We start from the raw sequence: 24862 nt of genomic DNA, 5'->3' as shown, positions 1-24862 counted from the left end.
ATGCCTTCCGGCCGGCAATTTCCCCAATGGGACGCCTGCTTTTGGAGGAGAAGTATGAGCAGCATCATCAGGAAAATCAGCCTGTCGGTTCTTTTGGCCGGCGTGGTCTTCGCGACGAACAGTTTTGCGCAGGAGGTGCCGCTGCTCGATGGCGTCACGACCCGTGCCGAGAACAATCCCACGGTGGAAGAGGGCAAGTACAAGAAGGATGCCCCCTGGGTCATCGGCATGAGCAGCTTCGGCGTCAATGCCAACACCTGGACCGTGCAGGTGGCGCACGAGGCGCAGGCCGCGGCCGACCGCGACAAGCGCATCGCCAAGTTCGTCCTGCTCGATGCCGGTTTCGACCAGAAGAAGCAGGTCGCCGACATCGAGGACCTGATTGCCCAGAAGGTGGATGCGATTATCGTCCAGCCGGTCACCTCGACCTCCGCCAATGCCAGCATCGAGAAGGCCATTGCGGCGGGCATCCCGGTCGTGCTGCATACCGGCCGCATCGAATCCGATGCCTATACGACGGAAATCCAGGGCGGCGCCGAACATTTCGGCAAGGTGATGGGCGACTTCCTCGTCAAGGAACTGGGCGGAAAGGGCAATATCTGGGTGCTGCGCGGCCTCGCCGGCCATCCGGAGGACACCAACCGCTACAACGGCCTCAAGCAGTCGCTGGAAGGGACGGAGCTCAAGATCGCCGCCGAAGAACACGGTGACTGGCAATATGACAAGGCCAAGAAGGTCTGCGAGACGCTTTATCTCAACGATCCGAATGTCGATGGCATCTGGTCGTCGGGCGCGGACATGACGCGTGCCTGCGTTGACGTCTTCAAGCAGTTCGGCACGCCCATCCCGCCGATCTCCGGCGAAGGCAACAACGGCTTCTTCGGCCAGTGGATCGCCGACGGCTTCAAGTCGGTATCGTCGGAATACAGCCCTGCCCAGGGTGCCGCCGGCATCCGCGCTGCCGTCGCCCTTCTGGAAGGCAAGGCGCTACACAAGCACTACGACTACAATCCGCCAGGTTGGGACCTCGAAAAGGTCAAGAAATACTACCGCGACGACCTGTCGGCCAACGTCTGGTGGCCGTCGGAACTCTCCGAGGAACAGCTCAAGCAGTTCTACGCCAAGCAGTAGGCGGACCGGGCCGGGAGGCGGGCGGAGGCCTGTCTCCCGGCATCGATACGGGGGAAACCATGTCGCATCTCATTGAAATGGCCGGAATATCAAAGGCGTTTGGCGGCAGCGTCGCACTTCGCGATGTTTCTTTGGCGCTGGCGCCGGGCACCATTCACGCCCTCATGGGCGAAAATGGTGCAGGCAAATCCACCTTGATGAAGATCCTGGCCGGTGTGCATCAGCCTGACAGCGGCGAGATCCGCCGCGCCGGCAGCGCGGTCAGCTTCGCCAATCCGCGCGCGGCCCTTGAAGCCGGTATCTCGACGGTTTTCCAGGAGCTATCGCTGCTGTCCAACATGACGATCGCTGAAAACATGTTTCTTGGCCGTGAACCGAAGGGCCGCTTCGGCGGCATCGACCGGCGGAAGATGTGGGAAGAGACAAAGGGTGCGCTCGCCCGTCTGGGCCTCACGCTCGATCCCGACACGCTGGTTTCGGAGCTCTCCATTGCCGAACGGCAATTCGTCGAGATCGCCCACGGCATCGATGCCGATGCCGACATTTTCATTCTCGACGAGCCGACGGCGGCGCTCAATGCCGCCGACGTCGACGTTCTCAACCGGCATATCCGGGCGCTGCGCGATGCCGGCAAGGCGATCGTCTACATCTCCCACCGCATGGACGAGATCTTCGCCATCTGCGACGTGGTGACGGTGCTGAAAGACGGCCAGCTGGTCGGCACCTGGCCGCTTTCGGTGATGACGCCGGCCTCGCTGATCGCGATGATGGTCGGGCGAGAGCTGGAAGACCTCTTTCCCGAGCGTGGCGACGGCGACGGGACGGCGGCGCTTTCCGTAACCGGCCTCAAGCTGCAGCCGGATTCGCAGCCGTTCTCTTTCACGGTGAAGAAAGGCGAGATCGTCGGTTTTGCAGGGCTCGAAGGGCAAGGGCAGCAGAAGGCGTTGCGAGCCCTGGTCGGGCAGTTTTCACCGGTCGAAGGCCAGTTGTCCCGCCATGGGCAAACCATCCGGCTTCCCGTGCCGAAGGAAAGCGGTGTCAGGCGCTGGCAGGCGCTCGGCGGCGCTTTCGTGCCGGAGGATCGCAAGGACGAGGGCTTGTTCCTCGGTCATTCCGTCGGGCAAAACATCGTCACTGCGCTGCATGCCGGCCGCCCGGCATTGAAGGCGGCAAAACGCTACGGCACCGTCATCACCGAGACGATGCAACGGCTGAACGTCAAGGCATCCGGACCTTCGGCCGCGGTTGGCGCACTGTCGGGTGGCAATCAACAGAAGGTGCTGCTTGGGCGCTATCTCGCGACCGATGCCGACGTGCTCCTCATCGAGGAGCCGACGCGCGGCGTCGACGTCGGTGCCAAAGCAGAAATCTACCGGATCCTGCGTAACTTTGCGAAGGCGGGCGGTGCTGTGCTGGTGCTGTCACGCGAGACGGTCGAACTGATCGGTCTGTGCGACCGTCTCTATGTGATCCACGGCAATACCATCGTTTCGGAGATGCGGGCCGCGGATGCGACCGAGCACGGCATTCTCGACGCGGCCCTCAGCGCCTGATGGACTGGACAAACTGATGATGCCTTCTTCTTTCACCCTTGCAAAATTGCTGACCGGTCGCGGCAGCAGGCAGGGCTTGTGGCTGCTGCCACTGGTCATCGCACTCGCCATGGCATTGTGGCTGGCCACCACCACTAGCCAGTTTGGCCAATGGAGCAATCTCGCCAATCTCGTCGCGCAGGGTATGCCGCTGCTGATCACGGCCGTCGGCCAGATGTTCGTCGTGCTTGTCGGCGGGCTTGATCTCTCGATCGGTTCGGTCGTCAGCTTTACCACGGCGATCCTCGCGCTCGATCTGCCAGGCTTTGTCACCATCCCAGCCGTCTTCCTGCTTGCCGGCGTGATCGGCGCGTGCAACGGCTACTGCGTCACACGGCTCAACGTGCATCCCATCGTCGCGACGCTGTCCATGCAATATGTCGTGCTCGGCATCACCCGTGTGTTGCGCCCGGTTTCCGGTGGCACGGTGCCGGACGGCGTGCGCTGGATGGTGGAGGGCACGCTTTTCGGCATTCCACTGCCGGTCTTCTGGGGCATCGTCATGATCCTCGTCGCCTGGAAATTGCTCTACGGCTCGCGTTATGGCCTGCATCTCTTCGCCATCGGCGGCGGTGTCGCCTCCGGCTCGACCGATGCGGCGCGCAATTTCGGCATTCCCGCCAACCGCAACATCCTGCTTGCTTATGTCATCTGCTCGCTCTTCGCGGCTCTTGCCGGCGTGTTTCTTGCCGGGCGCATCGTCTCCGGCGATCCGAATGTCGGCCTGCTGATGGAACTGGATGCCATCACGGCGGTCGCCATCGGCGGCACGCAGCTGTCCGGCGGCGTCGGCAGCCTGCACGGCACGGTTATCGGGGTCGCGGTTCTGGCGCTGCTGTCCAACGGCATGAACCTGCTCAACATCACGCCCTTCGTGCAGACGGCAGTCAAGGGCATCCTGCTCATGGCCGTCGTTGCACTCCAGTCGCGCAAGAAGATCGGACTCTGATCATGTCGGCCCTCGTCAATTCGTCCGTCTTCCGACGCGTCTCCAAGATTCCGCCCTCCTATTACCTGCTCGCCCTGCTGCTGGTGATCCTGTTCGTGGCGCGCCCGCAGATGATGAATGCCAATGTGCTCGGCGTCTTCGTACGCCAGGTCGTGCCGCTCGGCATTCTGGTGCTCGGCCAGCTGTTGGTGATGCGGGTGAAATCGATCGACCTCTCCGGCGGAGGCGTCATCCTTCTCATCAATTATTGCATCTCCTCCGGCATCTTCCCCGGCGCTTCGCTTGGTTTCTACGTCGCGCTGGCGCTAGTGACCGGCCTTTCCATCGGCTTCTTCAACGGCGTGATGGTGGCCAAGCGCCGTGTCTCCGCCGTCATCGTTACGCTGGCGCTGTCGATCGTGCTGGTCGGCTTCGTGCAATATCTTTCGAGCGGCAAGCCGCCGGGCGACGTGCCGAAGATTTTTGCAGATCTCTTCAATACCCGCCTCATCGGCGTGCCGAGCCCCGTGCTCTTCTGGATCGTCCTGACGGCGCTGATGGCGCTGCTCCTGTCGCAGACCGTCTTCGGCCGCTTCGTCGCCGCCGTCGGGGAAAGTATGCCGGCCGCGCATTTTTCCGGCGTGCCGGTGGAGCGCACGGTCATTCTCGCCCACACGCTCGCCGGCCTGATGGCTGCGGTTGCAGCACTTGTACAGACAGCATCCATCGCCGTCGGCAGCGTGCGCGTCGGCCTCGACCTGCCGATCCTGTCGGTCGCGGCCACCATTCTTGGCGGGGTCGTCTTCGGGCGGGGCGAGGGTGGCGTCTGGGGACCCTTCTTCGGCGTGCTCTGCTTCGCCTTTCTCTTCGTCGTGATGACGATGTTCGGCGTGGGCGATGCAGGCAAACTCGTCGCACAGGGCCTGATCATCCTGTTCGCGGCCATCTTATACGGCCTTCGCGCCGGCAAATGAAAGTCAACAGCCATTCAAGGAGGACGTCAATGGCGGAAAAGCGCTCAATCCTGTGCTTCGGAGATTCCCTGACATGGGGATGGATTCCCGTGAAGGAATCCGCACCCACCCTGCGCTATCCCTATGAGCAGCGCTGGACCGGCGCCATGGCCGCAAAACTTGGCGACGGTTACCACATCATTGAGGAGGGCCTGAGCGCCCGCACCACCAGTCTCGACGATCCGAACGACGCCCGGCTGAATGGCAGCGCCTATCTGCCCACCGCGCTCGCCAGCCATCTGCCGCTCGATCTCGTCATCATCATGCTCGGCACCAACGATACGAAATCCTATTTCCACCGCACGCCTTATGAGATCGCCAACGGCATGGGCAAGCTGGTCGGCCAGGTGCTGACCTCGGCCGGCGGCGTCGGCACGCCCTATCCGGCGCCGCGGGTGCTGGTCGTCGCCCCGCCGCCGCTCGCGCCGATGCCCGATCCGTGGTTCGAGGGAATGTTTGGCGGCGGTTACGAGAAGTCGAAACAACTCGCCGGCCTCTACAAGGCGCTCGCCGATTTCACCAAGGTCGAGTTCCTGGCTGCGGGCGACCACGTAGCCACCGACGGCGTCGATGGCATCCATTTTTCCGCCGAAACCAACATCAAGCTCGGAAACGCCATCGCCGACAAGGTCGTGGCGCTGTTCTGAGCGAAGCCACTCCGGCGCCTCCCTTGCCGGAGTGGCTCCTTGTCCCATTTAGGTGCAAATCCCAGGTCCGCTCTCCGCGCCAATGTCTCGCTTCACTGAAAACCCCGCCGGACACTCGTAACTGAACTTGGGGTCAGGACAAGAGCAGTCAAAAATCCTGCGCTAAGCTCGAACGTAGCATGAACGTCACGCCGCCATAAGGAATTTTCCCGGAGTTCGCAGCGGTCTGAAGCCCTCCGGCATCTGCTGTTCTGCGTCCCAGGAATAGATGCCGGTGAGATTTATATGCTCCCAGCTCAGCGGCGATACGTGTTTGAGGATGTCGTCAGGGATGTTTCGGCCCTGCTGGCGCAAATGGGCGACAGCGCGGCTAAGATAGACGGTGTTCCAGTGAACGATGGCGCTGACGACGAGGTTGAGGCCGGAGGCTCGAAAGGCCTGGCTGTCAAACGATCTGTCGCGGATTTCGCCGCGTTCGTGGAAGAAGACAGCGCGTTTGAGCTTATGCGCTGCCTCGCCTTTGTTCAGGCCAGCTTGGCAGCGCCGGCGCAATGCCGGGCTCGAATACCATTCGATCATGAACAGCGTTCGCTCGATGCGGCCGACTTCGCGTAGCGCTTTGGCAAGATCACTGGATTTCGAGGACGTGGAGCACCACTTGAGGATCGTCGATGGCGCGACAGTGCGCGTGGCGATCGACACGCCCAGACGCAAGAGATTGTCCCAATGCTCCAGGATGAGATCGGTATTGATCGGCGCGCCGATATGCTTGGCCAGCACCGGATAGCTGTCCGCCTTTTCAAATGTGTGGAATTTCCGATCCTTCAGATTACGCAAACGAGGCGAGAAGCGCCGGTTGACTATGGGGAATAGCCCGAATAGCTGGTCGCTGGCGCCGCCGGTATCGGTGAAGAGCTCCTCGATGTCGAGGATTGTGTCATGGTCAAACAGGCCATCGAGCACATAGACAGCTTCGCTTTCTGTCGGGCTGATCGGCAGGATGCTATAATAGCCGTACTGGTCGGAGAGACCGCTGTAGAATTTCACGCCGGGCTCGTTACCATAGTGGAGATTGATGTCGCCGCGTCTGGCCGCCCGGTCGCTGGCCCGAAAGAACTGCCCGTCGGAAGAGGCTGTCGTGCCATTGCCCCAGATTTGTGAATGGGGATGACGCGTATGGGCATCGGTCACGCAGGCCTGCGCGAGCCGATAGGTTTCCGAGCGGGCATGGAAGCTTCGCATCCAGCCGATCTGGTGAGCGCTGATCCCCTTGGACGCCCCTGCCATACGCTTCGGCCCAAGGTTGGTGCCATCAGCCAGCACGCCAGCGAGCATGGCGGCAATATTTTGCGGCGCGTCCCCTGTCCGGACATGGGTAAATTGATCGGCAAACCCCGTCCATTCATGCACCTCTCGCAACAGATCCGGGACTTCGATCAGCGGATACATCTCACTGATTTCGGCTTTCAGATCCTTGGCTGTCGCGGGAATGTCGCTGGCATGTGGAGTCACGATCAGGGTGCCGGCTTCCAACCTGACGCCATCAAGCTTTCCATAACGAGCTCGCCGGGCAAACTGTTTTAGATTGAAGTCCATCGTCTCCCTGACCTCAGCCAGCCATGCCACTCCGTCGCTCTGAACGCCGAGACCAAGCTTTTCTTCCTGTTTCAGGGCGATAAAGGCCGGTTGCGACACCAGATGTTCGTCGATCGGCCGGAATGAGTGGCTACCGTCGATCCACACATCTCGCGACCGGAGCCGATCGCGCAACAGCGCAAGGGTTGCGATCTCGTAGAGTGCTCGATCCGGTTTTCCGCTTTCGAAAATAAGTTCACGCTCCGATTTTGTCAGGTGCGCGACCGGCACGCGATCGGGCAACACACGGCGCCCATCCGCATAAAATGCTCTCAACGTGGCGACTGCGGCCAGCATTGGGTCGTGGCGCCGTCGAGAGTGGAACGTGAATGTCTGGAGAAAGTGTCCGGCATATTTGCGCACGGTCGCGTGTTGTTCGCGCGCCATCACCAATGCGGGCTCCTCGTTTGTTTCCACCATCGCCTCAAGACCGGGTTTGATCTGCAGCAGCCTGTGCCAGCCCACGCGCCTCTCCAGCATCGTCATCGGATCGGCGTCGTTGTCGTTCGCTGCCTGCAAGGCAACGATCGTGTCGAGAAACAGCCGCAACACCTTCGACGTTTCCGGACGGGAACTCATATGACGCTGCTTTTTCCGATTGTTGGCTTGAGAGAACAGCCGGCCCATCAGCTTGATGAACATCGTCACTGCATCGTCCGTGAGCTTTTGGCCGAGCTTGATGATCTGCGCCACGATCGTTGCACGCCGACGATTGGCGTTGAAGTCGCTGGCAAGCCAGGCCGGTGTAGCGTCTCCTTCCCGTACGATCTGATCCCAACGGCCGGAAGGGATGCGGGCCTGCAGGCGAGGATCAATGCCGAGTGCGCGCAGGAACGCGATGCGCTCCGTCAATCCGACCAGGTTCATTGCTCCGGGCGCCTCCGGGGTAGCTTTCAGCCAGTGAAAGCGCGTGTGGCCGATCGCGGTGTCAACCTCCAACAATCCATCGAGTATCTTCAGCTTTTCCGGACCAACATCCGAGAGTAGACCCGTTTCGGCGCGCCGCCGAGCAATGGCGCGAGCCGCCAATCCCATCCGCTCAATCGCGTTTGGAACGGGCAGAAGAACACGACGTTCCCGGAACGCCGCTATGACAGAATTGGCAATCGGCATGCCCTTGTCGGTCGTCGAGGCGGCGTCAATTGCAGACAGCAGTGCCGCACGCCGGTCTTCTGCGGTGGCGCTTCTCATTTCCAGATAGCCCAACAGATGAGCGACATGGTTCATGCGCGTCTCCTCTCTGTGGGCATAGAAATCGAAAGACGCCGGGTTGGCTCCGATCTGCTCGGCAATATAATGAAGCATCGCCTGAGGAGGCCGTTCATTGGCCAGGAGCGGGCGACCCGGATGCCGCATAAGGCAGAGCTGCACCGCAAAGCCGAGCCGGTTATGCTCACGCCGACGGACCATGATTTCAAGGCGGTCAGTTGGCGACAGGCAATAATATCGCATCAAACTGTCCTCGTCGGCCGGAATGTCGAAAAGCGTCTGCCGATCTTGAGCCTTGAGCAGTTTCCGTTTGGCCATTTGCCACTCCTTACATCTGCATGCCAACGGACCTGCCCTGTACGCAAAGGTTCGATTTCGTACAGGGGCGAAACACCCTGTCCACAAATTATCTTGACAGGATTTCGAACAGAACGGATGTTTCGGACATCGTATTCGGACGAAATCGACCTCATGCCACGCACCTTTGCCTATGTCCGCGTCTCAACAACCGGGCAGACCACCGACAACCAGATTCAAGAGATCGAAGCCGCTGGCTTCCACATCGAGCCGCGCCGGATCGTCACCGAGACGGTTTCCGGAAGCACCGCTATCGCGCAGCGCCGCGGCTTTTCCAAACTCATGGATAGGCTGGAGAACGGCGACATTCTGATTGTCACCAAACTCGACCGCCTCGGCCGTGATGCGATCGATGTCAGCACCACTGTCAAGGCACTCGCGGGAATGGGCGTGAAGGTCTATTGCCTTGCGCTTGGCGGTGCGGACCTCACCAGTTCGTCTGGCACCATGACCATGCAGGTCCTCAATGCCGTCGCGCAGTTCGAACGGGATCTGCTGATCGAGCGCACGCAATCAGGCCTGAAGCGTGCAAAGTCGGAAGGGAAAATCTTGGGACGCCCCTCGACGCTGAGCGAAAAACAGAAAGAGAGCGTACGCGAAGACCTGGCGGCGGGATTGAGCGTTTCGGCTATTGCCAGAAAACTTGCGACCAGCCGCCAGACCATTATGCGAGTGCGCGACGAACGTTCACGCTCCGTTCGAGCTTAGCGCAGGATTTTTGACTGCTCTTGTCCTGACCCCATTAAAAAAGCCAGCCGTCCCGAGATCATCGTCGGCGCTGTCACGATCCGTTTGGAAGAAGGCGCATCCGCCTCCCGGATCGCCGCTGTCGCGCGTGCCTGCGCGGTTCCGTCATGATCTTTCCCTCAAACCGGGTTCGGATCATCGTGGCGACTAAGCCTATCGATTTCCGCAAGGGTCACGACGGCTTGGCCGCTCTGGTCAAGAACGAGTTGCATAAGGACCCATTTACGGGGACGGTCTTCGTATTCCGATCACGCAAGGCTGACCGATTGAAAGTGATCTACTGGGATGGCAGCGGTCTGGTGATGGCCTACAAACGACTGGAGGAGCACACTTTCACTTGGCCAGACATCCGAGACGGTCTGATGACCTTGGGCCATGCCCAGTTCGAGGCGCTATTTGCGGGGCTCGACTGGCGGCGGGTCCGCTCCGTTGAGACAAGAGCGCCGACAGCAATCGAGTAGGTGCGTCACGATGACTCGGTTCGTAAATTTTGACAGCGGGACGCCGCCCAATTTGATAAACTTCCAGTATGTTGGATGCGGTCGATCTTCCAGACGATATTGCTGCCCTGAAGGCGATGCTGGTTGCGTCGCAGGCGCGTGAAGCCCGCAAGGATGAGCGGATCGAGCGGCTGGAGAAACTGGTCGCCGCTTTCAAACAGGCAGCTTTGCCGTAAATCCGAGAAGTCTGATCCTGAGCAATTCGACCTTGCACTGGAAGACTTGGAAACCGCGATTGCAGCCATCCACGCCGAGGATGAAGCCGATAGCCCCTCCAGGCCGCAGCAACCCAAACCTCGCGCCACCAATCGGGGCTCTCTTCCCGCCCACCTTCCTCGCGTTGAGGAGATCATCGAACCGGAGAGCTTGATCTGCACCTGTGGCGGCTGCTTGCATTGCATCGGCGAGGACGTGTCCGAGCGACTCGATATCATCCCGGCGCAGTTCCGCGTCATCGTCACGCGTCGCCCCAAATATGCCTGCCGTGCCTGCACCGATGGCGTTGCCCAGGCTCCAGCACCTGCAAGATTGATCCACGCCGGATTGCCGACCGAGGCGACCATCGCGCATGTGCTGGTCTCCAAATATGCCGATCACCTGCCGCTTTATCGGCAGGCTCAGATCATGAGCCGTCAGGGCATCGATCTCGACCGCTCAACCCTCGCCGATTGGGTTGGTCGAGCGGCGTTCGAACTCCGCCCGGTCTTCGATGCTCTCATCGCAGACCTGAAGCGGTCGACGAAGCTATTCATGGACGAGACCCGTGCACCGGTCCTCGATCCTGGCTCCCGCAAGACCAAGACCGGATACTTCTGGGCGCTGGCTCGTGATGACCGACCTTGGGGTGGCGGTGCGCCGCCAGGGGTAGCCTTCACCTATGCACCTGGTCGCGGCGGCCTACATGCCGAGCGGATATTGCAAGGATTCACAGGCATCCTCCAAGTCGATGGATATGCGGGATATAATCGGCTGATCGCGCCGGATCGTGTCGGTCCCGACATCCGGCTGGCCTATTGTTGGGCACATGCTCGTCGCAAGCTGGTCGAGATCACGCGCAGCGGTTCGGCATCAATTGCCGAGGAGGGTGTAAGGCGGATTGGCGAACTCTATCGGATAGAGGCGGAGCTGCGCGGTCTTCCCGCCGACGCTCGCCTCGCTAGGCGGAAGGAACGAACAGCGGCATTGATTGCGGACATGCGGACTTGGCTGACGCACAATCGCGCCCGCGTCGCTGGCAAATCGCCGCTCGGCGAAGCTCTGGCCTACATCGCCAGATACTGGGACGGCCTTTGCATTTTCCTGACCGACGGTCGCATCGAGATCGACAACAATTCCGTCGAGCGAACAATCCGGCCGATAGCCCTTAGTCGCAAAAACGCGCTTTTCGCGGGCCACGATGTAGGGGCTTAGAATTGGGCGACCGTCGCCTCACTTGTCGAGACATGCAAACTCAACGCTGTCGATCCACTGAGCTACCTCACCGCCACATTGACAGCGATTGTCGGCGGGCACCGGCAAAGACAGATTGAGAGTCTCCTGCCTTGGAATTTCATGAGACTCTGAGCCGACGCTTAGGACCGAACGTAGTTTTCCAAAACGCGAACGGACGCTAGACGAGAACGGGCCTTGCTATAATCTGGGTGGGACGCAGTAGGACGCCAAAGGCCGATCATGCATTTTCCAATTCTCGCCACGGTCATATCCATGATCCTTGGGCCTCTCGGTAACACGCCTTTTGACCGGCCTTGTAACCATTTTCCGTATCCGCAGGACGTCGCCTGTCGATTGGGTACCGCTTGCCTGGAGCGGCATCTTGTTCAGCATGCAATTGGAATATTGGTGGGCGATCAATCAACTCCCCACTCTTCGAGAGACGTTTCAGTTCAGCGAATTCATTTTTCTGGTTTTGATGACCCTTACCCTGTTTCTCACCGCAGCGCTTCTGCTGCCCAGTCGCAGCGAGGATGAGGCACAGGGACTACGGGTTTACTTTGAGCGCGACGGTCGTTTCGCTCTGCTCTGCATAACGGTGTTCCTATTGTGCGGGTTCGTCCTGAACGTGGTTGGCTTCAACAGTCCTGTTTCCTCAACTTGGGCAATCACGGACATCCCGATGATCGTTCTTCCTGCCCTTGCGTTTCTACTACGGGAGAGGAAATTTTACGCCGCCATCACCGCAATCTATGTGCCACTAGCGGCGTTGGACATCTGGATTTCATTATCTTCATGAGAACTAGCAGCAGAATCCATAGCCGGGCGGTGGCGTAATCCGACGGTGTCAGCCGTCAACGTGATACGGCAACTCCGCTTACGGTCGAATAGGCGTTGCGGTTCCGCGTATGGGTTTAGGGGAGAAGGCGGCAACAGGCTTGGCACTCATTATCCATGAGCTGGCAACAAATTCAATGAAATACGGGGCCTAGCGACAAGGGACTGCTCGACATTTCTGGAACGCTGATCGAAGACGACGTTAAAATCGTCTGGAGCGAGACGGGCAATGATACTGAGTCGACAAAGTCGACGGAAGGTTATGGAAGCAAGCTGCTGCATCGGACGATCTCGGGTCAGCTCGGCGGGTCCATAGACTACAAATGGATTGAGGGCGGTGTCCTAGTTACCCTCTCGATGAAAGATAGCCAGCTTTCCGGTTGAGTCATCATACGGCGTGTATGACTCTTATGGCCTCTGGCTGGGTTACAAGATTCCGGGAGCACGTTATTACGTTCTTCAATTTGGCTCAATAGCGGCGCCGTGACTGCTTATTTAACGAAGTAGCCTCTGGCAAACGCCGTGCGGTTCAATTCCCGGAACTCACACCCCCTGGCGTAAGGCTGACCTACACGACAGAAAAGGGCGTGAAGCCGGAGGATATCGACACAGAATTGGAATGCGAGTTCAAAAGCGGCGAAGCCCCGTACGAATTACAGGAATTCTGTATTTGCTAGGACATGTTATTCAGCGGACTCCAAGGACCCGAAGGAGAGACGGCGTTTTGAAGAGATCCATGCCCTTATGAAGCGTGCCTCCGAATAGGCTGCAGAGCTTGTAGTCGGAGAAGAACAGACGCTACGACGCCGCAACATTAGATTGTTGTGATGTTACCGGGTTGTTTTGATCGTTCGTGGCGAGCGCACGATAAAATCAGTTCGCCATGTCAGATATCGCGTACATCAAGACTGAGTTTCTGACAAAAATATTTCCAGTGGAACATTTAGAAAACGCGTCACCCAATTCGCGAGTCAATTCAATCCATGCAGTCAATGCGAGTACACTCGGATTGATCTTGCAACCTTTGGGAGGATTTCCACCTCGCGGGACGTGCCATTACAATTCCGCATCGGCAATGATTTGGCGGTGTCAGATGCTTCTTGAATTCTATCGTGCGGGCCAAACGGCTCCCTCGAACTTCGACATGTTCCTGCACGCAGATGGCTCGACGTCCTATTCGCGAAATCCCCAGAAAACAAAGCTGGTGGTTAGGGTCGTCGTTGAACTAGAGGGGAAGACAACGACAATTCTCCAACAGCGTGCGATGTTCGGGTTGATCAACAAAAACAAGACCTGTACCGTAGCCTTCTACGAAGTCTTGTTAACCGGAGCTGAGTTAGGTTATTTCCGCGCTGCACTTAATTGCCAAAGGGTTGCTTCTCGCCATATCGAATTTTGGCCAATTCTGTAAATGAGCAAGGATTTCCATTTTGCCAGTCGGTTTTTTAATCAGCCAACTTTCCGTCAATAACCTTCGGCTTGAACAGAAGGGCTCACTCGAAGCCAACATCGATTTGCTCCGCACCTTCTTGGAGCAAGAGGGCTTTATGAAGCTGCCAGCAAAACAGGCAATGGCCGCGCTGGAAGAGGAAGCAAAAATTCTGACCCAGGCCGGTCGCGCCCGCCCCGCGACGCCAGAAGAGTTGAGCCGGTTTCAGTCGGCAGTTCGCAAGCTGAGGCGGGGGTTGATGGAACAGGACGTCAAAGCCGCATCTCTCGTCTAGGTGAAGGGCACCCACCGCAGCCGCCATTCGCACTTGCCACCTTCATCGTGGATATAAGTTTTCGATCCATCCAGGCCGGTGATTGTCGGATTAGCGATGATCCAATCCGGCGGCGTCAGGCCTGCCAAATTCATCTGGGCGACGAGCAATTCCAAGTCATTTGCCGAGCCGATGCCCTTCACTGGTTGCTTCCCTTTGACCGTGAGCGTGTACGCGAAACTTTCCATGGCGCCGTCCTCCTGGCGTTGGCGCATGAGCCGTAAAAGGCAGCTCGTCAATTAACAATGACATTCTTCTTGGAAATAAACCGCTCGAAATCGCCAACTTTTGTCAATCAATTTGCTTGTGTCGTGCAGGGGGCGGTGGGATGCTTATGCATCGTCGACACATCTAAAGGGCGTCGGTGGCCGGTGGTTACTATGTGCTCCCGCCCCAAGATATGGAGGGGCACATGACCGCCCCGTTCAATTCCCTTCAAAAAATAGCCAGCCTCGACGAGCTGCGTATGGTTTACGAACAGGCTTGCGCCTCCCGCGGCATTGACACTGACTCTGAAGCGGGGAAATCCTTGGAATTTCTCATGCTGCAGCTTCACTCCCAAGGTGTTCATGACAGAAGTCGCCTCGCTGATATTGCGCGTCTGTTCCCGTAGCTTTGTCGACCTATTTTCCTGCCGACATTAGAATGGATTGGAACCCACTATGATTGATGCGCTTATTTCCAATCTACAGGCGCGGGACGCTATCTCTGTAGAGGAAGAGCAGATCACTCGTTCGCTCTTCAAGCAGGAAGTGAGGTTCTCCGCCGGGGAAGATGTCGTCAGGCAAGGTTCCCGACCTGGCATAAGCACTCTGCTTCTCAACGGTCTTGCCGCGAGATACAAGCTGCTGGAAGACGGCAAGAGGCAGATAACGGGTCTGCATATCGGCGGCGATTTTGTCGACCTGCACGCCTTTCTGCTGAAGCACATGGATCATGGTGTTTTGGCGCTGACCGACTGTGAGGTTATGGTCGCGCCCCATCGTAGCCTCCAGACAGTCACCGAAAGCCAGCCTCATTTGACACGAATGTTTTGGCTGCTGACGCTGATTGACGGGTCGATCCACCGAGAATGGATCACGGCGATGGGCCGACGTGAAGTTAAAGCTCACATGGCGCATCTGATCTGCGAGATGTTTTATCGCTACCGGGCGGTCGGATTGGCACAAGGTACGACATTTCGTTTTCCGATAACGCAGGCGACCCTGGCAGACGTGCTCGGCGTCTCAACGGTTCACGTAAACAAAACCCTTCAGGCTTTGCGGGCAGATAACTTCGTCATCTGGAGAGACGGTGTCATCCAGATTTCAAATCTTGAGGAGCTTGAGCAGTTGGCGCAGTTTGATCCAACCTATCTGCATTTCAATCGCGAGCCTCGCTGATTACCGCGAGGCTACAGTGGTGGAAGATTTTCGATCGCGAAATCCAGCGTACCCTTCATCCGGACGTGACCGCTTTCGTCTCTCACGTTGACAATCACGCGCCCCGTTCGCTCCCGGACAACGGCTTCACGCACGACGTCGCCGAGCACCTTTGCAAGTTCATCTTCTGCTGCTGCCTGGCTTGGGAATTCCACACCATCGTTGTCCGTTGAGTCTCCATCGCCATTTGAAATATCGAAGAAAAACCTGCCCATGTCACAATCCTTTTTTGCCGCCAAACTAAGAACGGCGCATTCGAAGAAATGTTCGTTCTAGCCAGCACACAAAAGTGAGAATGGAAGCGGGAGTGGCGAACTTGGGAACTTTCCTGGCGAATTCACATTTGGCTTGCTGAGCGCGGGCCGTGTCAACCGGACGCGACAAGGATGGTGAACATGACGGTTTTTCCGGTTTCACGCCATGGCCAACGAATAGGCAGTCGAGCGCCCGACCTGTCCAGCCCGCCTCAACCTTTCAGTGCCAATGGAGCATCATGAACAGAAGCCATGAGCAGATTACACGCCTTCGACGAATGCGCGGTTTGGCGCGGTTGATGGATACGGCTTTTCGAATTCCTGGCACCCGCATTTCCTTTGGAGCAGATTCAATTGTCGGCCTCCTGCCAGGCTTCGGCGATCTAGCAGGCGCAGCCGTCAGCCTGTTTATTGTGATGGAAGCGAAAAAGCTTGGGTTGCCCAAACAAAAGCTTTTGCAAATGCTGGTGAATATCGGTTTTGATGCTGCTGTTGGAAGTGTGCCATTGATCGGCGATGTCTTCGATGTCTATTTCAAATCCAATCGCCGAAACGTCGATCTGGTTTTGGACCACTTTGACCTCACGCACGCCGACCTTGACCGTTCGCGAAGATAGCATCGGAATTCAGGTCGAACACCGCCGCGTTGTCCTGCACCTCCCGCAGGCCTTTGTAGGAAGCATGCCTTAGCTTCTGGTCGCTCGTCCAACCTCGAAACTCAATCTCGGCTATGAGCGTCGGCTGGGCGAAGACGATGCCCTTGCCCTCTGCTACGACCGGCGGGCGCTTAGTCTTCAGCTTGTCGAGGGTCTTGCGGAGATAGAGCGTGTCCTGCTCTTTGAAGCCGGTCCCGACGTTGCCGACATAAACCCAATCGTGACCGCGGCGTGCAGCAAGCAGGAGGCTGCCGATACCGCCGCGGGCAGTCGCCGACGGCTCGTAGCCCACGACCATGAAGCTTTCACTCTGGACGCATTTTATCTTGCGCCAGTCGCCATTGCGGCCAGGGGTATACGGTGCCCCGCGGCGCTTGGCGACAATGCCCTCAAGGCCAAGCTCGCAGGCGCCGGCAAGAAGGTCTACACCGTCGCCGTCAATCTCCTCAGAAAGCCGGATCGTGCCCTCGGCATCGATCAGCCCCTCAAGGATCTGCCTTCGTTCTTCGAGGTCCATGCGTGTCAGGTCGTGCCCGTCGAAATATAGAATGTCGAAGGCATAGAAGATTGCTTCGCTTGCGCTGCGCTTGCCGCCCCGGCCACCCAACGCTTTCTGCAGGGCGCCGAAATCTGACCGGCCTTGCTCGTCCAGAACAACGGCTTCCCCATCCAGAATGATGGTGGTGCCGAACGCCTTGGCCGCCTCAGCAATCGCCGGAAACCGGGGCGTCCAGTCATGGCCACCGCGGGTGATGATGCGGACGCCGTCAAGCTCGACGTGCACCGCCAGGCGATAGCCATCCCATTTGATTTCGAAAGCCCATTCCGGGCCGACCGGCGGCCGATCGACAAGAAGGGCAAGCGCCGGCTCTATCCGCTCCGGCATAGGGTCGAGGGGAAGCTGAGGCTGTCGCGGGTCGCGTGGTCGACGAGCACGGCCACGAAGCGGCGCGTCTGTTTCTCGCAGGAGCGGTTTAGAGCGGGGTGTCTTCGGAGGCTTTGCCATGACGGCATTGCATCAGCAAAACCTTAATAGGCCGTGAGATTTGGCGCGGGTCGATAGGGGCATTAGCGTTGTTGGTCATTGTCAGCGCTTCGGGGAGCGCGGAGAACCAATTGAACGCTCTCAGCGATGACAATACGAAGGTCACGGATCATGCCGGCCGCGTCGAGAAGAGCGGCGCGAACTTTTTCGTTTGACCGATTACCTCCGTTAACCGACCTGGCGACAGCTTGAACAATGAGAACGGCATCGGCACTCGAATTGCTTGGCGGGATGCCAACCTCTTCACGCATTTCCAGAATGGACCGCACGGCTCGATCCAAAAGCCTTTCTGCTTCGCTATCCGTTAGAGTGCCAACCTCATTGGCGGCGCGAACAAGCTCGTTCACGAATGAAGTCACGTTACTCAAAGACTGCTGCTCCGTATTCCATGCGTAGATGGCATCAGCATATGCTTAAAGGGCCGTTACGATTGCTGCTGAAATATTGACTTTGAATTGGCGAAGGGCGTTTCGAGTCAAGGACCTCACTGGCTAACAGCTTTTCCCGCACTACATGCTGAAATCTAACAGCTTATCGTTTTGGGCAGGGAGCGCATATGAGTTTAGATGAGCGACCGGCGGTCGTTATGGTCGTTGAAGATGAGGCGCTAATTCGTATGGACGCTGTGTACGTTTTAGAAGCCGAGGGGCATACGGTGCTCGAAGCGGAAAGCGCAGATGCAGCTCTGGAAATTCTGCACCATCAATCCGATATCGACTTGATCGTGACTGATGTGAGAATGCCGGGCTCTATGGACGGCCTTAGCTTAGCGAGGATTGTGACTGAGCGTTGGCCGAACGTTCGGCTCGTAGTCACGTCAGGGTTCGTAAGCCCGTCCGCTTTCGAGCTTCCAGGCAAAGCAAAATTCTTTCCCAAACCCTACAGATTGGAACAGCTCGTAAAGTCGGTGAACGAGCTTTTGGCAGCCTGACTTTCAACCGATAAGGAAATTTGAATGGCAGATGAAACGACCTCCAGCATCATTCATATTGCTGATTTAGATAAGCTCTATGAAGAGATCTGTGCGGGAAAAGGCCTAAGTTTGAATTCAGAGGCCGCTAAGGCGCTTCATGTTTTGTTGCTCCAGCTGCATTCGCAAGGCGTGCATGAGAAAGCCAAGCTTGAGGAAGCGGGCAGACACTTCCCTTAACAGCAGCGACTTGGCCGGAAGTCGGCGTAGGGATCTGACCTGAATTCAGAGGAAATCGCCAATGCCAGCACCCAAAGACGATGCTGCCTTAAACTGCCAGGAATGGGTTGAAGAACACGTTCATCGTCTTGTCGACATGGCGGCCGCCGCCGGTTGGAGCGAAATGCAGGCGGCAGAAGCCATCATCGCCATTGCCGAGCACCGGGTTCTTGCCGGCATTGAAAACGAGTTGGTGCGGGCAAAGCTCGCGCAGATCCAAGCCAGCATGGGCGGGCGGCCGCGCCACAACTGAGGCCCAGCAATGGACTCATCACCGGTTGCTTGACTCATTAGGTCGATGAGAACATTCTAGGAACATTCCACCCGGCGAATGCGGCGCCAATCTGACAATTGAGCTCGGAGAACGGCTATGCAAGAGCATTTAACCGACGAACAACTGCGTCAAATTGAGGCCTATGAAGCTGAATGCCCGCGGGGTGTCTATTGGATACCTTTCGAATTCGGCTTCTCGCCGTTGTCCGATGCGCAAACCAGCCTCGAGCGCCAGCCTCCGGCGATTGCTGAAATGCTGAGTGAGGTGAAAATCGGGTCGATCTATGAACGACAGATGTTCGAGATTGTTTCCGGCGCCCCCTGTGGGGCCGCGTTTGTGGCGGAAGTCGAAGGTCGGGACAAGACGTTCGTCTCGATGTTGGTATCCACCAGCTTGGAAGACGGTAAGCCGGTAACCTACTGCTATGGCCCTGCAGTGCCGACCATCGTCACGGCTGATACACCCGACGAAGCGATTGACCTTGCCTACGAGCAATGGGAAGCCGACGGATTGCTGGAGTGGATGTATGGCGGTGAAGCCGACCCGGAGGCGGCATGATGCAGCCGGTGACGATCAATCCCGAACCCACCGAAGTGGACGCGGCAATCGCATGGCATGACGGGGATGCACGTGCGGCGGTTGCCACTCTGCTGGATGATGTCCGGCATCTGCGGCTGCAGCTTGCGCTCGCCGAAGGCGTCATGAGCCGAGGAATGGTCCGCGGCTGGCGCCCGGCATATGGGCCATGCGAGTCTGGCGATGCCTGAAGGCTATCGCAAGCTTGCGATGCATCCTGCCGTGCGAGCCAAAGCGTTCACATTGGCGCACGCGCATGAGAGCAATCTGTATGTGCGCGTGCACTGCAAATGGTGCAGGATATCCCGCCTCTACTACGCGAAGGACATTCTCCGGCTTTGCGGCGATGTCCTAATCGACGAGGTACCTCCCCAAATGCGCTGTGAGAAATGCCGGCGCAAGGACCATCTCGACGCCCAGTACGACACGGTCTACGGTCCAGATGTGGGGAAGACGAAAATCAGGCGCCTCGTCGAGATCAAGACGATAAGGCGCCCTATCTGGATAGACGAGATAATCTGAGAGCGCCTGGGAGGGCCACCGTGCAAGAAAGCGATGATGAGAGCTTAGGCCGTACCGCGGCTCCCGCCTTCGGCGAAATCGAGGAGGCAAACACATTGGCGGCTGTGAATTCACGGATCGAATTCGCGGAAAAGGAGCTTAAAACCGTCCGCGAGTATATAGAACTCAGCTTTGGCGGAACGATATCAGTTACGATGCACGACGGCAGCCAAGCCCCGGAGGGAGCTATGGTTCATCTCGGAAGCGTGCTGGAGAACTATGAACTCCTGCTCACGGTGGAAATCGCGAGAATGGAGGCCGAACGCGAAGACCTACTGGCGGGAGAGAGCGATGTGTAACCTCCACAACGTCTCGACCAACCAGGAGGCAATCCGAGCGCTCAGCCGCGCCATGCTCGATATCACCGGCAACCTGGAGCCGGAACTGGACGTCTACCCGGATCGGGTGGCGCCGATTGTTCGCAACAATGACGGCCGGCGGGAACTGGCTATGGTGCGTTGGGGCATGCCATCGTCGTCAAAGGCGCTATTCGATGCTGCGACCACGCGAGCCAATAAGCTGCGAGCAAAGGGCAAGGACGTCGATTTCGATGCGCTGCTGAAAATGGAACCGGACGGAGGGACCACGAACATCCGCAACACCAGCAGCAAGCATTGGCAACGCTGGCTTGGCGTTGAGAACCGCTGCCTGGTGCCGGTGACGCGGTTTGCAGAGCCAGATCCTGCCAACAAGCCGGAGGGCGGCCGCACACCAAATGCGTGGTTCGCAAGATCCGAAGAGCAGCCGTTGATGTTTTTCGCGGGCCTCTGGATACCGCAGTGGGAAAGCGTGCGAAAGGTCAAGGAAGGGCTGATCAAGGCAGACCTCTTCGCCTTCCTGACAACGGAACCGAACAGCATCGTTGCCCCAATCCACCCCAAGGCAATGCCGGTCCTCCTGACCGAGCCGGATGAGGTGGAAATGTGGATGTCGGCGCCTTGGGCTGAAGCGAAGGCGCTGCAGCGCCCGTTGGTAGATGAAAAGCTGGTCTTACTCCCGCCGGAACCGGTGGCGTCTGATCGATCGGAAACGCTGCAGCTAGATCTGTGATGTGCAACCGAAGCCGGCGGCCGGCATGGACGTTTCTCTTTCTCGGCCTGCTGGTGCTGTTTTCCTTGGCGGGCGTCATCATCCAAATCGCGAACCTTCTCGGGTTTCTATGAAAGCTTGGCAGTTCATCCTGTTCGCGTTGTGCGCGGCGCCCGCGGGTGCAGCAGAAACAATCGTGGGTCGGGCGTCTGTCATCGACGCTGACACGATCGAAATCCGTGGCGAGCGTATCCGCCTCAATGGCATCGATGCTCCGGAGAGCTGGCAGCGCTGCGAAGACGGTGCCGGTGGCGAGTACCGATGCGGGAAGGACGCAGCCGCGGCCCTAGACGCGTTCCTGGCTGCGTCGAGGCCAACATCATGCATCGTTGTAGATCACGACCGGTACCGGCGAGCCGTAGCTGATTGCGTGCGAGCCGATGGGAGTAGCGTCAACGGCTGGCTTGTTGCCAATGGCTGGGCCGTGGACTGGGTACGGTATTCTCACGATAGGTTTGCATCAGAACAGTCGTCAGCCCAGACCAAGAAGCTTGGGATTTGGCGCGGCCAGTTCCAGTTGCCCTGCATGGCCCGGGCGGAGCGCACCGGCAATAAGCCAGCCTGTTAGCGGATCAAGACAACTATTGCTTGCCATGCCTTCGACGGATGATATCGTCTCAACGACTTGAGGGGAAACTTGCCGATGTCACTTTACTTGAGACTTGTTTTGTCACGCATTCGTGTCGAGCAAGCGAGAGGAACGCCCGTTCGTCAATCGCTTCACATCGCCAGGCGTTTCTTTGATCGTCAACTTGCAGCTGACTCAGGGGGATTGGGCGAGGTCAATATCAACCAATCTCTGTCGCGTGCCGCAGATAATTTTACTAAGTCATCCGCCTCCATGCATGCCATTTCCAAGAAATAAACAAGACGTTCGGCGCCATCTTTATGGGCCATAACAGCCATGACACGCAGCTGGTCGCGAATATAACTCGCGGTTTCGACGAACGACATGTAACCCCTCAACTTGCAAAAGACCGCAAGCAATAATCTCATATTAGAAATATTTGGGAAACCATTCAATTTTAGGGTGTATTCGCAAATTCTTATGAGAATGTGGCAGCGAAGAGTGTTTGAACCGCGGCCTCTTTCACCTTGCCGGTGAAGGCATTTCGAGCGGTTACCCCCATCAAGGATAAGGTTCGCACGCCACGCCATCGCCGTCGGCATCGAGTTCCGGCCGATAATTCGCGTCACCGCGGCGCATCGGGGCGACGCCCAGCGCCCGAGCGGCCTGGCAGCCGGTGAGCTTCCCCGTGCGGCTCGTGAATGATGTAGGTGAACTGGTCGCCAGACCTCTCCCAGGGAACATCCGCTCGTAGAACATAGCAGATCCGGCGAACACCAACGCCAGGATCATCAGCCATGTCTTGATGCCATAGGCTTGGCGTCGATAGCGTCGGTGACCCGGTTTCGGGAAATTGTGTATGGTGTAGCTCATGGTCGCATATTCGACGATGAGGTTTAACCGATCCCGATATCAGTCCATAAAATGCGATCCATCTCCAAATCAATCAGCCCGCTTTGTTCAATTCGAAACTCCAGAAGGACTCGCCGTATGCGGATGGTAATGCTGTTGTCGTTGATTGCACTGGCCGGATGCACTTCTAGCCATCTCAGATCACCACCGAGCGACTATGGTATGTCGCTCTATAGGCCATCAAACGGGCAATGTTTCATTGGACCACGGGGAGGGACATACACAATGACTTCGGGCGGAAAGCGCAATTACGCTGGCTGCTGACGAGTTGGCTGAATCGCCGTGAGCGACTTGACCGGCCGGTCAAGTGGTTCGATGCCTATTGCCTCAGTGGGTTGAAGACTTGCCGATTGGGCGCTATCTTTTCGATACCCCACGTTGGCGACCACGGATGTACTGGCGCCCACGTAATGAAGGCCGGCCCATGTGGCTGGCCTTTTGATTTTACGGTTTCCAACGTCGCAACATCGCCGTTCGCGGTTTACGCTTTGGTATGGCTGAGTTAGCGTTGGCGACATTCCGCTGAAGTTACACGAGGTCGCCGGGTGAAATCTCTCATTGCATTTTTGTTTTCGATGTTGGCGGTGGTTCTTGTCGCAGGTCGAACCTTCGGCGCAGTTGTTGACGACCCATCAGGCGAGTGGATCGGCAGGGACACATGCACGAGGAAGATGGCACGCCAATTGAACATGCACGTCGAGCCCACTGAAGGCGGTTGGGTCGCCATGTTCTCCTTCGGCGAATTGCGTGATCGGGTGACCACCAGCAAAGACTTTGGTGTAATGACTGAATTTAGGGCTAACCTGGCGTTTGAGAGTATTTTTGCAGGGGGTGAGGCAGCTACTTTCTCAGTGTCGAACATCGAATATCTGCATAACCCTTTTTCTTACCAAGTTCCGAATTTTACAGTTTCCTCAAAAGTTGATTATGAAGGAAAGGTGAGGTTGATCGTTGGATATTATATCCCTGATACAATTTGCAGCACAAGTTTCGAACTCGATGAGGTAGAAGGCACCCGACCGTCGTCAAGTGACGTTGTTATCAAGACCCTGCCGGTAAAATGGAAAGGCCTTGTCGAAGCACGCTGTAACGCAATCGTTGATGCCAAGACCCTGAATGATTGCATGGTAACGGTCCGCCAAATTAGCACAAAAGACGATAGCTTCCATCTCGCACAGACACGATATCTGGAGGACTTGGTTAACCGCGTTACATCCGTCACCGCCGTTAGCTGTAGCTCAGATATTGACTCGCTGACTGCGTTTACGACCGATATGAAACTCTATGGCATTGCGGCTGCTTTTTCCCCAAAATCATGTGACGAAGCTGCATCAGTATTTGTAGATTTCACCGGTTTTCAGCCCGAATACAAACTGTGTGAAGTCGGTCTCCAAACTGGTAACACTGACGAATTCTCAGCGTGTATGACCCCAATTTTCTCCGTCGATCACAAACAAGCTTACAGAAAGGTTTGGGATAGGCTGACCAACGCTGCCTTTGGTTTCGATCAAGCTACACATGGCCAGGACATTGCTCTGATCAGGCTATGGTCTGAAATCGAAAGCGGCCACAAGGAAGACAGAAGCTATTTCTGGACCGACGCCCTGCGCCCCTGTTTCGAGGGGGAAGCTCCCAGACGCGACAATACCCTCGAGAAGGTCTTCAATGCCGCAATCGCAGGGCAGATCGACAATGCGCCTCACCGTTCAATCACATGTAGTGACGCCGCAGCTCTTTTGTCTAAGGTCGGGATGATAAGCGAGGCCAAGGCGGCGCCGCTGCTTGCACTGTCGGACGGTGACGCTGTCGATCTTTGCAGCCCACGTCGCGCTGGGCTACCACCATTGTTCGCAGAAGTCGCCAAGCCGTCGGCACGCGTTGCGGCGGCGGAATTTTGTTCTCCGGACAGATTCAAATTTGTCGTAGATGCGGCAGCCGTCGGCGCCACTTTCGATGTTAACGGATCCGATTGCTCAATGTCGATGTTCGGCTTGCCGCTAGCGCAGTTGGGCTTTCGATTTACACCCAGTTCGTGCTCGAATACTGGAATGGGAAACGCTCAGTGCATTGGCGCGCTGCGAATGATTTGCGCTGCAGCAGACCCGTCGCGGGCTTCACTGGACTGCTTCGGCAAGAACGCCGAATTACAGGCAACGTTTGATTATTCCTACGATGCGGCTTCCTGCGAATGGACGCCGGGTGTCATCACCGTCGACAATTCTACAGCACGTATGACAGAGAGTCTCCAGTGAAGTCTTGCCTCTTCGATGCTGTTATTGAAGGCTCTTTGATCCATCAGTGCAAAGACATCTCGCGCCAACATCGCGCCCCTGTATTGTCGACACGTCATCGGATGCGAACGGCTTATGATCTGCACCATTGTCAGGCCGTCCCTAGTCCTAGGCAGCGCCGCTCTGACCCTACCTTGAGGGGGTGCGGGGTCACGTTTCCAGAAACGACACTGGCATTGCTCTAGCTCTTCCCGCGTTGCTGTTACAGCAATTCAGATGCCAGAGGAGAAGCGGAT

30 protein-coding genes and 1 pseudogene are annotated in these 24862 nt (G+C 57.5%); 24 read left to right on the top strand and 7 right to left on the bottom strand.

Annotated features, from left to right (window positions below):
* Positions 1–54 precede the first annotated feature (54 nt).
* The 5 genes from DEM27_RS22315 to DEM27_RS22295 are packed head-to-tail and all read left to right on the top strand — an operon-like array spanning position 55 to position 5311.
* A complete protein-coding gene (locus tag DEM27_RS22315) occupies positions 55–1131 on the top strand; it encodes an ABC transporter substrate-binding protein (RefSeq protein WP_109460455.1) in 1077 nt (358 codons plus the stop codon).
* A 59-nt stretch (positions 1132–1190) separates the two neighbouring features.
* Positions 1191–2684, top strand: a complete 1494-nt coding sequence (locus DEM27_RS22310) for a sugar ABC transporter ATP-binding protein (protein ID WP_109460454.1) — start codon at positions 1191–1193, stop codon at positions 2682–2684.
* Between the two features lie 16 nt (positions 2685–2700).
* Complete coding sequence (locus DEM27_RS22305) at positions 2701–3672, top strand: ABC transporter permease (protein ID WP_109460453.1); 972 nt, start codon at positions 2701–2703, stop codon at positions 3670–3672.
* A 2-nt stretch (positions 3673–3674) separates the two neighbouring features.
* Positions 3675–4625: an ABC transporter permease gene (locus tag DEM27_RS22300; RefSeq protein ID WP_109460452.1), complete on the top strand. Its 951-nt coding sequence runs from the start codon at positions 3675–3677 to the stop codon at positions 4623–4625.
* A gap of 29 nt (positions 4626–4654) precedes the next feature.
* Positions 4655–5311 (top strand): SGNH/GDSL hydrolase family protein, encoded by a 657-nt coding sequence (locus tag DEM27_RS22295; RefSeq protein WP_109460451.1) that lies wholly within the window; start codon positions 4655–4657, stop codon positions 5309–5311.
* 186 nt (positions 5312–5497) lie between these two features.
* Here the strand turns inward: DEM27_RS22295 and DEM27_RS22290 are convergent, their stop codons facing one another.
* A complete protein-coding gene (locus DEM27_RS22290; protein ID WP_109460450.1) occupies positions 5498–8473 on the bottom strand; it encodes a Tn3 family transposase in 2976 nt (991 codons plus the stop codon).
* 153 nt (positions 8474–8626) lie between these two features.
* Between DEM27_RS22290 and DEM27_RS22285 the strand changes: the two genes are divergently transcribed.
* The 6 genes and pseudogenes from DEM27_RS22285 (at position 8627) to DEM27_RS22255 (ending at position 13751) form a co-directional block, all read left to right on the top strand.
* Complete coding sequence (locus tag DEM27_RS22285; protein WP_109460563.1) at positions 8627–9220, top strand: recombinase family protein; 594 nt, start codon at positions 8627–8629, stop codon at positions 9218–9220.
* A 146-nt stretch (positions 9221–9366) separates the two neighbouring features.
* The gene (gene tnpB, locus DEM27_RS22280; RefSeq protein WP_133251702.1) at positions 9367–9720 is read left to right on the top strand and encodes an IS66 family insertion sequence element accessory protein TnpB; all 354 of its coding nucleotides are present in this window, start codon (positions 9367–9369) and stop codon (positions 9718–9720) included.
* A gap of 68 nt (positions 9721–9788) precedes the next feature.
* A pseudogene (gene tnpC, locus DEM27_RS22275) lies at positions 9789–11322 on the top strand (IS66 family transposase).
* 250 nt (positions 11323–11572) lie between these two features.
* Entirely contained in the window at positions 11573–11989 is a 417-nt protein-coding gene (locus DEM27_RS22270; RefSeq protein ID WP_205908944.1) for a hypothetical protein, read from the top strand.
* A gap of 1131 nt (positions 11990–13120) precedes the next feature.
* The gene (locus DEM27_RS22260) at positions 13121–13438 is read left to right on the top strand and encodes a hypothetical protein (protein WP_109460449.1); all 318 of its coding nucleotides are present in this window, start codon (positions 13121–13123) and stop codon (positions 13436–13438) included.
* 19 nt (positions 13439–13457) lie between these two features.
* Positions 13458–13751, top strand: coding sequence for a hypothetical protein (locus DEM27_RS22255; RefSeq protein ID WP_109460448.1), 294 nt, complete (start codon positions 13458–13460; stop codon positions 13749–13751).
* Here DEM27_RS22255 and DEM27_RS22250 read toward each other — a convergent pair.
* Entirely contained in the window at positions 13748–13978 is a 231-nt protein-coding gene (locus DEM27_RS22250; protein ID WP_109460447.1) for a hypothetical protein, read from the bottom strand. The genes DEM27_RS22255 and DEM27_RS22250 overlap by 4 nt on opposite strands.
* A 224-nt stretch (positions 13979–14202) precedes the next feature.
* Here DEM27_RS22250 and DEM27_RS22245 point away from each other — a divergent pair, with 224 nt between their 5' ends.
* Positions 14203–14403, top strand: a complete 201-nt coding sequence (locus DEM27_RS22245) for a hypothetical protein (RefSeq protein WP_109460446.1) — start codon at positions 14203–14205, stop codon at positions 14401–14403.
* 49 nt (positions 14404–14452) lie between these two features.
* Complete coding sequence (locus DEM27_RS22240; RefSeq protein ID WP_109460445.1) at positions 14453–15172, top strand: Crp/Fnr family transcriptional regulator; 720 nt, start codon at positions 14453–14455, stop codon at positions 15170–15172.
* Positions 15173–15183: 11 nt separating this feature from the next.
* Here the strand turns inward: DEM27_RS22240 and DEM27_RS22235 are convergent, their stop codons facing one another.
* Positions 15184–15426: a DUF6894 family protein gene (locus tag DEM27_RS22235; RefSeq protein ID WP_109460444.1), complete on the bottom strand. Its 243-nt coding sequence runs from the start codon at positions 15424–15426 to the stop codon at positions 15184–15186.
* A 278-nt stretch (positions 15427–15704) separates the two neighbouring features.
* On the opposite strand from DEM27_RS22235, the gene DEM27_RS22230 reads away from it, so the two are divergent.
* Positions 15705–16082 (top strand): DUF4112 domain-containing protein, encoded by a 378-nt coding sequence (locus tag DEM27_RS22230; protein ID WP_109460443.1) that lies wholly within the window; start codon positions 15705–15707, stop codon positions 16080–16082.
* On the opposite strand, the gene ligD is transcribed toward DEM27_RS22230, so the two are convergent.
* Positions 16048–17127, bottom strand: a complete 1080-nt coding sequence (gene ligD / locus DEM27_RS22225; RefSeq protein ID WP_109460442.1) for a non-homologous end-joining DNA ligase — start codon at positions 17125–17127, stop codon at positions 16048–16050. The genes DEM27_RS22230 and ligD overlap by 35 nt on opposite strands.
* A 62-nt stretch (positions 17128–17189) precedes the next feature.
* Positions 17190–17534, bottom strand: coding sequence for a hypothetical protein (locus tag DEM27_RS22220; protein WP_205908943.1), 345 nt, complete (start codon positions 17532–17534; stop codon positions 17190–17192).
* Positions 17535–17722: 188 nt separating this feature from the next.
* On the opposite strand from DEM27_RS22220, the gene DEM27_RS22215 reads away from it, so the two are divergent.
* From DEM27_RS22215 to DEM27_RS22180, 9 genes are all read left to right on the top strand, one after another.
* Complete coding sequence (locus DEM27_RS22215) at positions 17723–18097, top strand: response regulator (RefSeq protein WP_245446032.1); 375 nt, start codon at positions 17723–17725, stop codon at positions 18095–18097.
* A 24-nt stretch (positions 18098–18121) separates the two neighbouring features.
* On the top strand, positions 18122–18316 hold the full coding sequence (locus DEM27_RS22210; RefSeq protein WP_109460441.1) for a hypothetical protein: 195 nt from the start codon (positions 18122–18124) through the stop codon (positions 18314–18316).
* 61 nt (positions 18317–18377) lie between these two features.
* Entirely contained in the window at positions 18378–18608 is a 231-nt protein-coding gene (locus tag DEM27_RS33655; protein WP_128755550.1) for a hypothetical protein, read from the top strand.
* Positions 18609–18725: 117 nt separating this feature from the next.
* Positions 18726–19187 carry a hypothetical protein gene (locus tag DEM27_RS22205; RefSeq protein WP_109460440.1) on the top strand — a complete coding sequence of 154 codons (462 nt, stop codon included), beginning with the start codon at positions 18726–18728 and terminating at the stop codon, positions 19185–19187.
* Positions 19187–19396 carry a hypothetical protein gene (locus DEM27_RS22200; protein ID WP_109460561.1) on the top strand — a complete coding sequence of 70 codons (210 nt, stop codon included), beginning with the start codon at positions 19187–19189 and terminating at the stop codon, positions 19394–19396. The genes DEM27_RS22205 and DEM27_RS22200 overlap by 1 nt, the downstream gene beginning before the upstream one ends.
* Positions 19389–19727 carry a hypothetical protein gene (locus DEM27_RS22195; RefSeq protein ID WP_109460439.1) on the top strand — a complete coding sequence of 113 codons (339 nt, stop codon included), beginning with the start codon at positions 19389–19391 and terminating at the stop codon, positions 19725–19727. The genes DEM27_RS22200 and DEM27_RS22195 overlap by 8 nt, the downstream gene beginning before the upstream one ends.
* A 20-nt stretch (positions 19728–19747) precedes the next feature.
* The gene (locus DEM27_RS22190) at positions 19748–20065 is read left to right on the top strand and encodes a hypothetical protein (RefSeq protein ID WP_109460438.1); all 318 of its coding nucleotides are present in this window, start codon (positions 19748–19750) and stop codon (positions 20063–20065) included.
* A complete protein-coding gene (locus DEM27_RS22185) occupies positions 20058–20816 on the top strand; it encodes an SOS response-associated peptidase (RefSeq protein ID WP_109460437.1) in 759 nt (252 codons plus the stop codon). The genes DEM27_RS22190 and DEM27_RS22185 overlap by 8 nt, the downstream gene beginning before the upstream one ends.
* Before the next feature lie 109 nt (positions 20817–20925).
* Positions 20926–21423, top strand: coding sequence for a thermonuclease family protein (locus DEM27_RS22180; RefSeq protein ID WP_109460436.1), 498 nt, complete (start codon positions 20926–20928; stop codon positions 21421–21423).
* A gap of 179 nt (positions 21424–21602) precedes the next feature.
* Here the strand turns inward: DEM27_RS22180 and DEM27_RS33650 are convergent, their stop codons facing one another.
* Positions 21603–21809, bottom strand: a complete 207-nt coding sequence (locus DEM27_RS33650; RefSeq protein WP_128755549.1) for a hypothetical protein — start codon at positions 21807–21809, stop codon at positions 21603–21605.
* A gap of 175 nt (positions 21810–21984) precedes the next feature.
* The gene (locus DEM27_RS22175) at positions 21985–22296 is read right to left on the bottom strand and encodes an excalibur calcium-binding domain-containing protein (protein ID WP_109460435.1); all 312 of its coding nucleotides are present in this window, start codon (positions 22294–22296) and stop codon (positions 21985–21987) included.
* A gap of 584 nt (positions 22297–22880) precedes the next feature.
* Here DEM27_RS22175 and DEM27_RS22170 point away from each other — a divergent pair.
* Positions 22881–24587: a hypothetical protein gene (locus DEM27_RS22170; protein ID WP_128755548.1), complete on the top strand. Its 1707-nt coding sequence runs from the start codon at positions 22881–22883 to the stop codon at positions 24585–24587.
* Positions 24588–24862: the final 275 nt, after the last annotated feature.

The sequence above is a fragment of the Rhizobium album genome (assembly GCF_003122325.1).
Lineage (GTDB): Bacteria > Pseudomonadota > Alphaproteobacteria > Rhizobiales > Rhizobiaceae > Metarhizobium > Metarhizobium album.
Note: the sequence above shows the minus strand (reverse complement) of the source record. Positions and strands in the feature narration are given on the sequence as shown.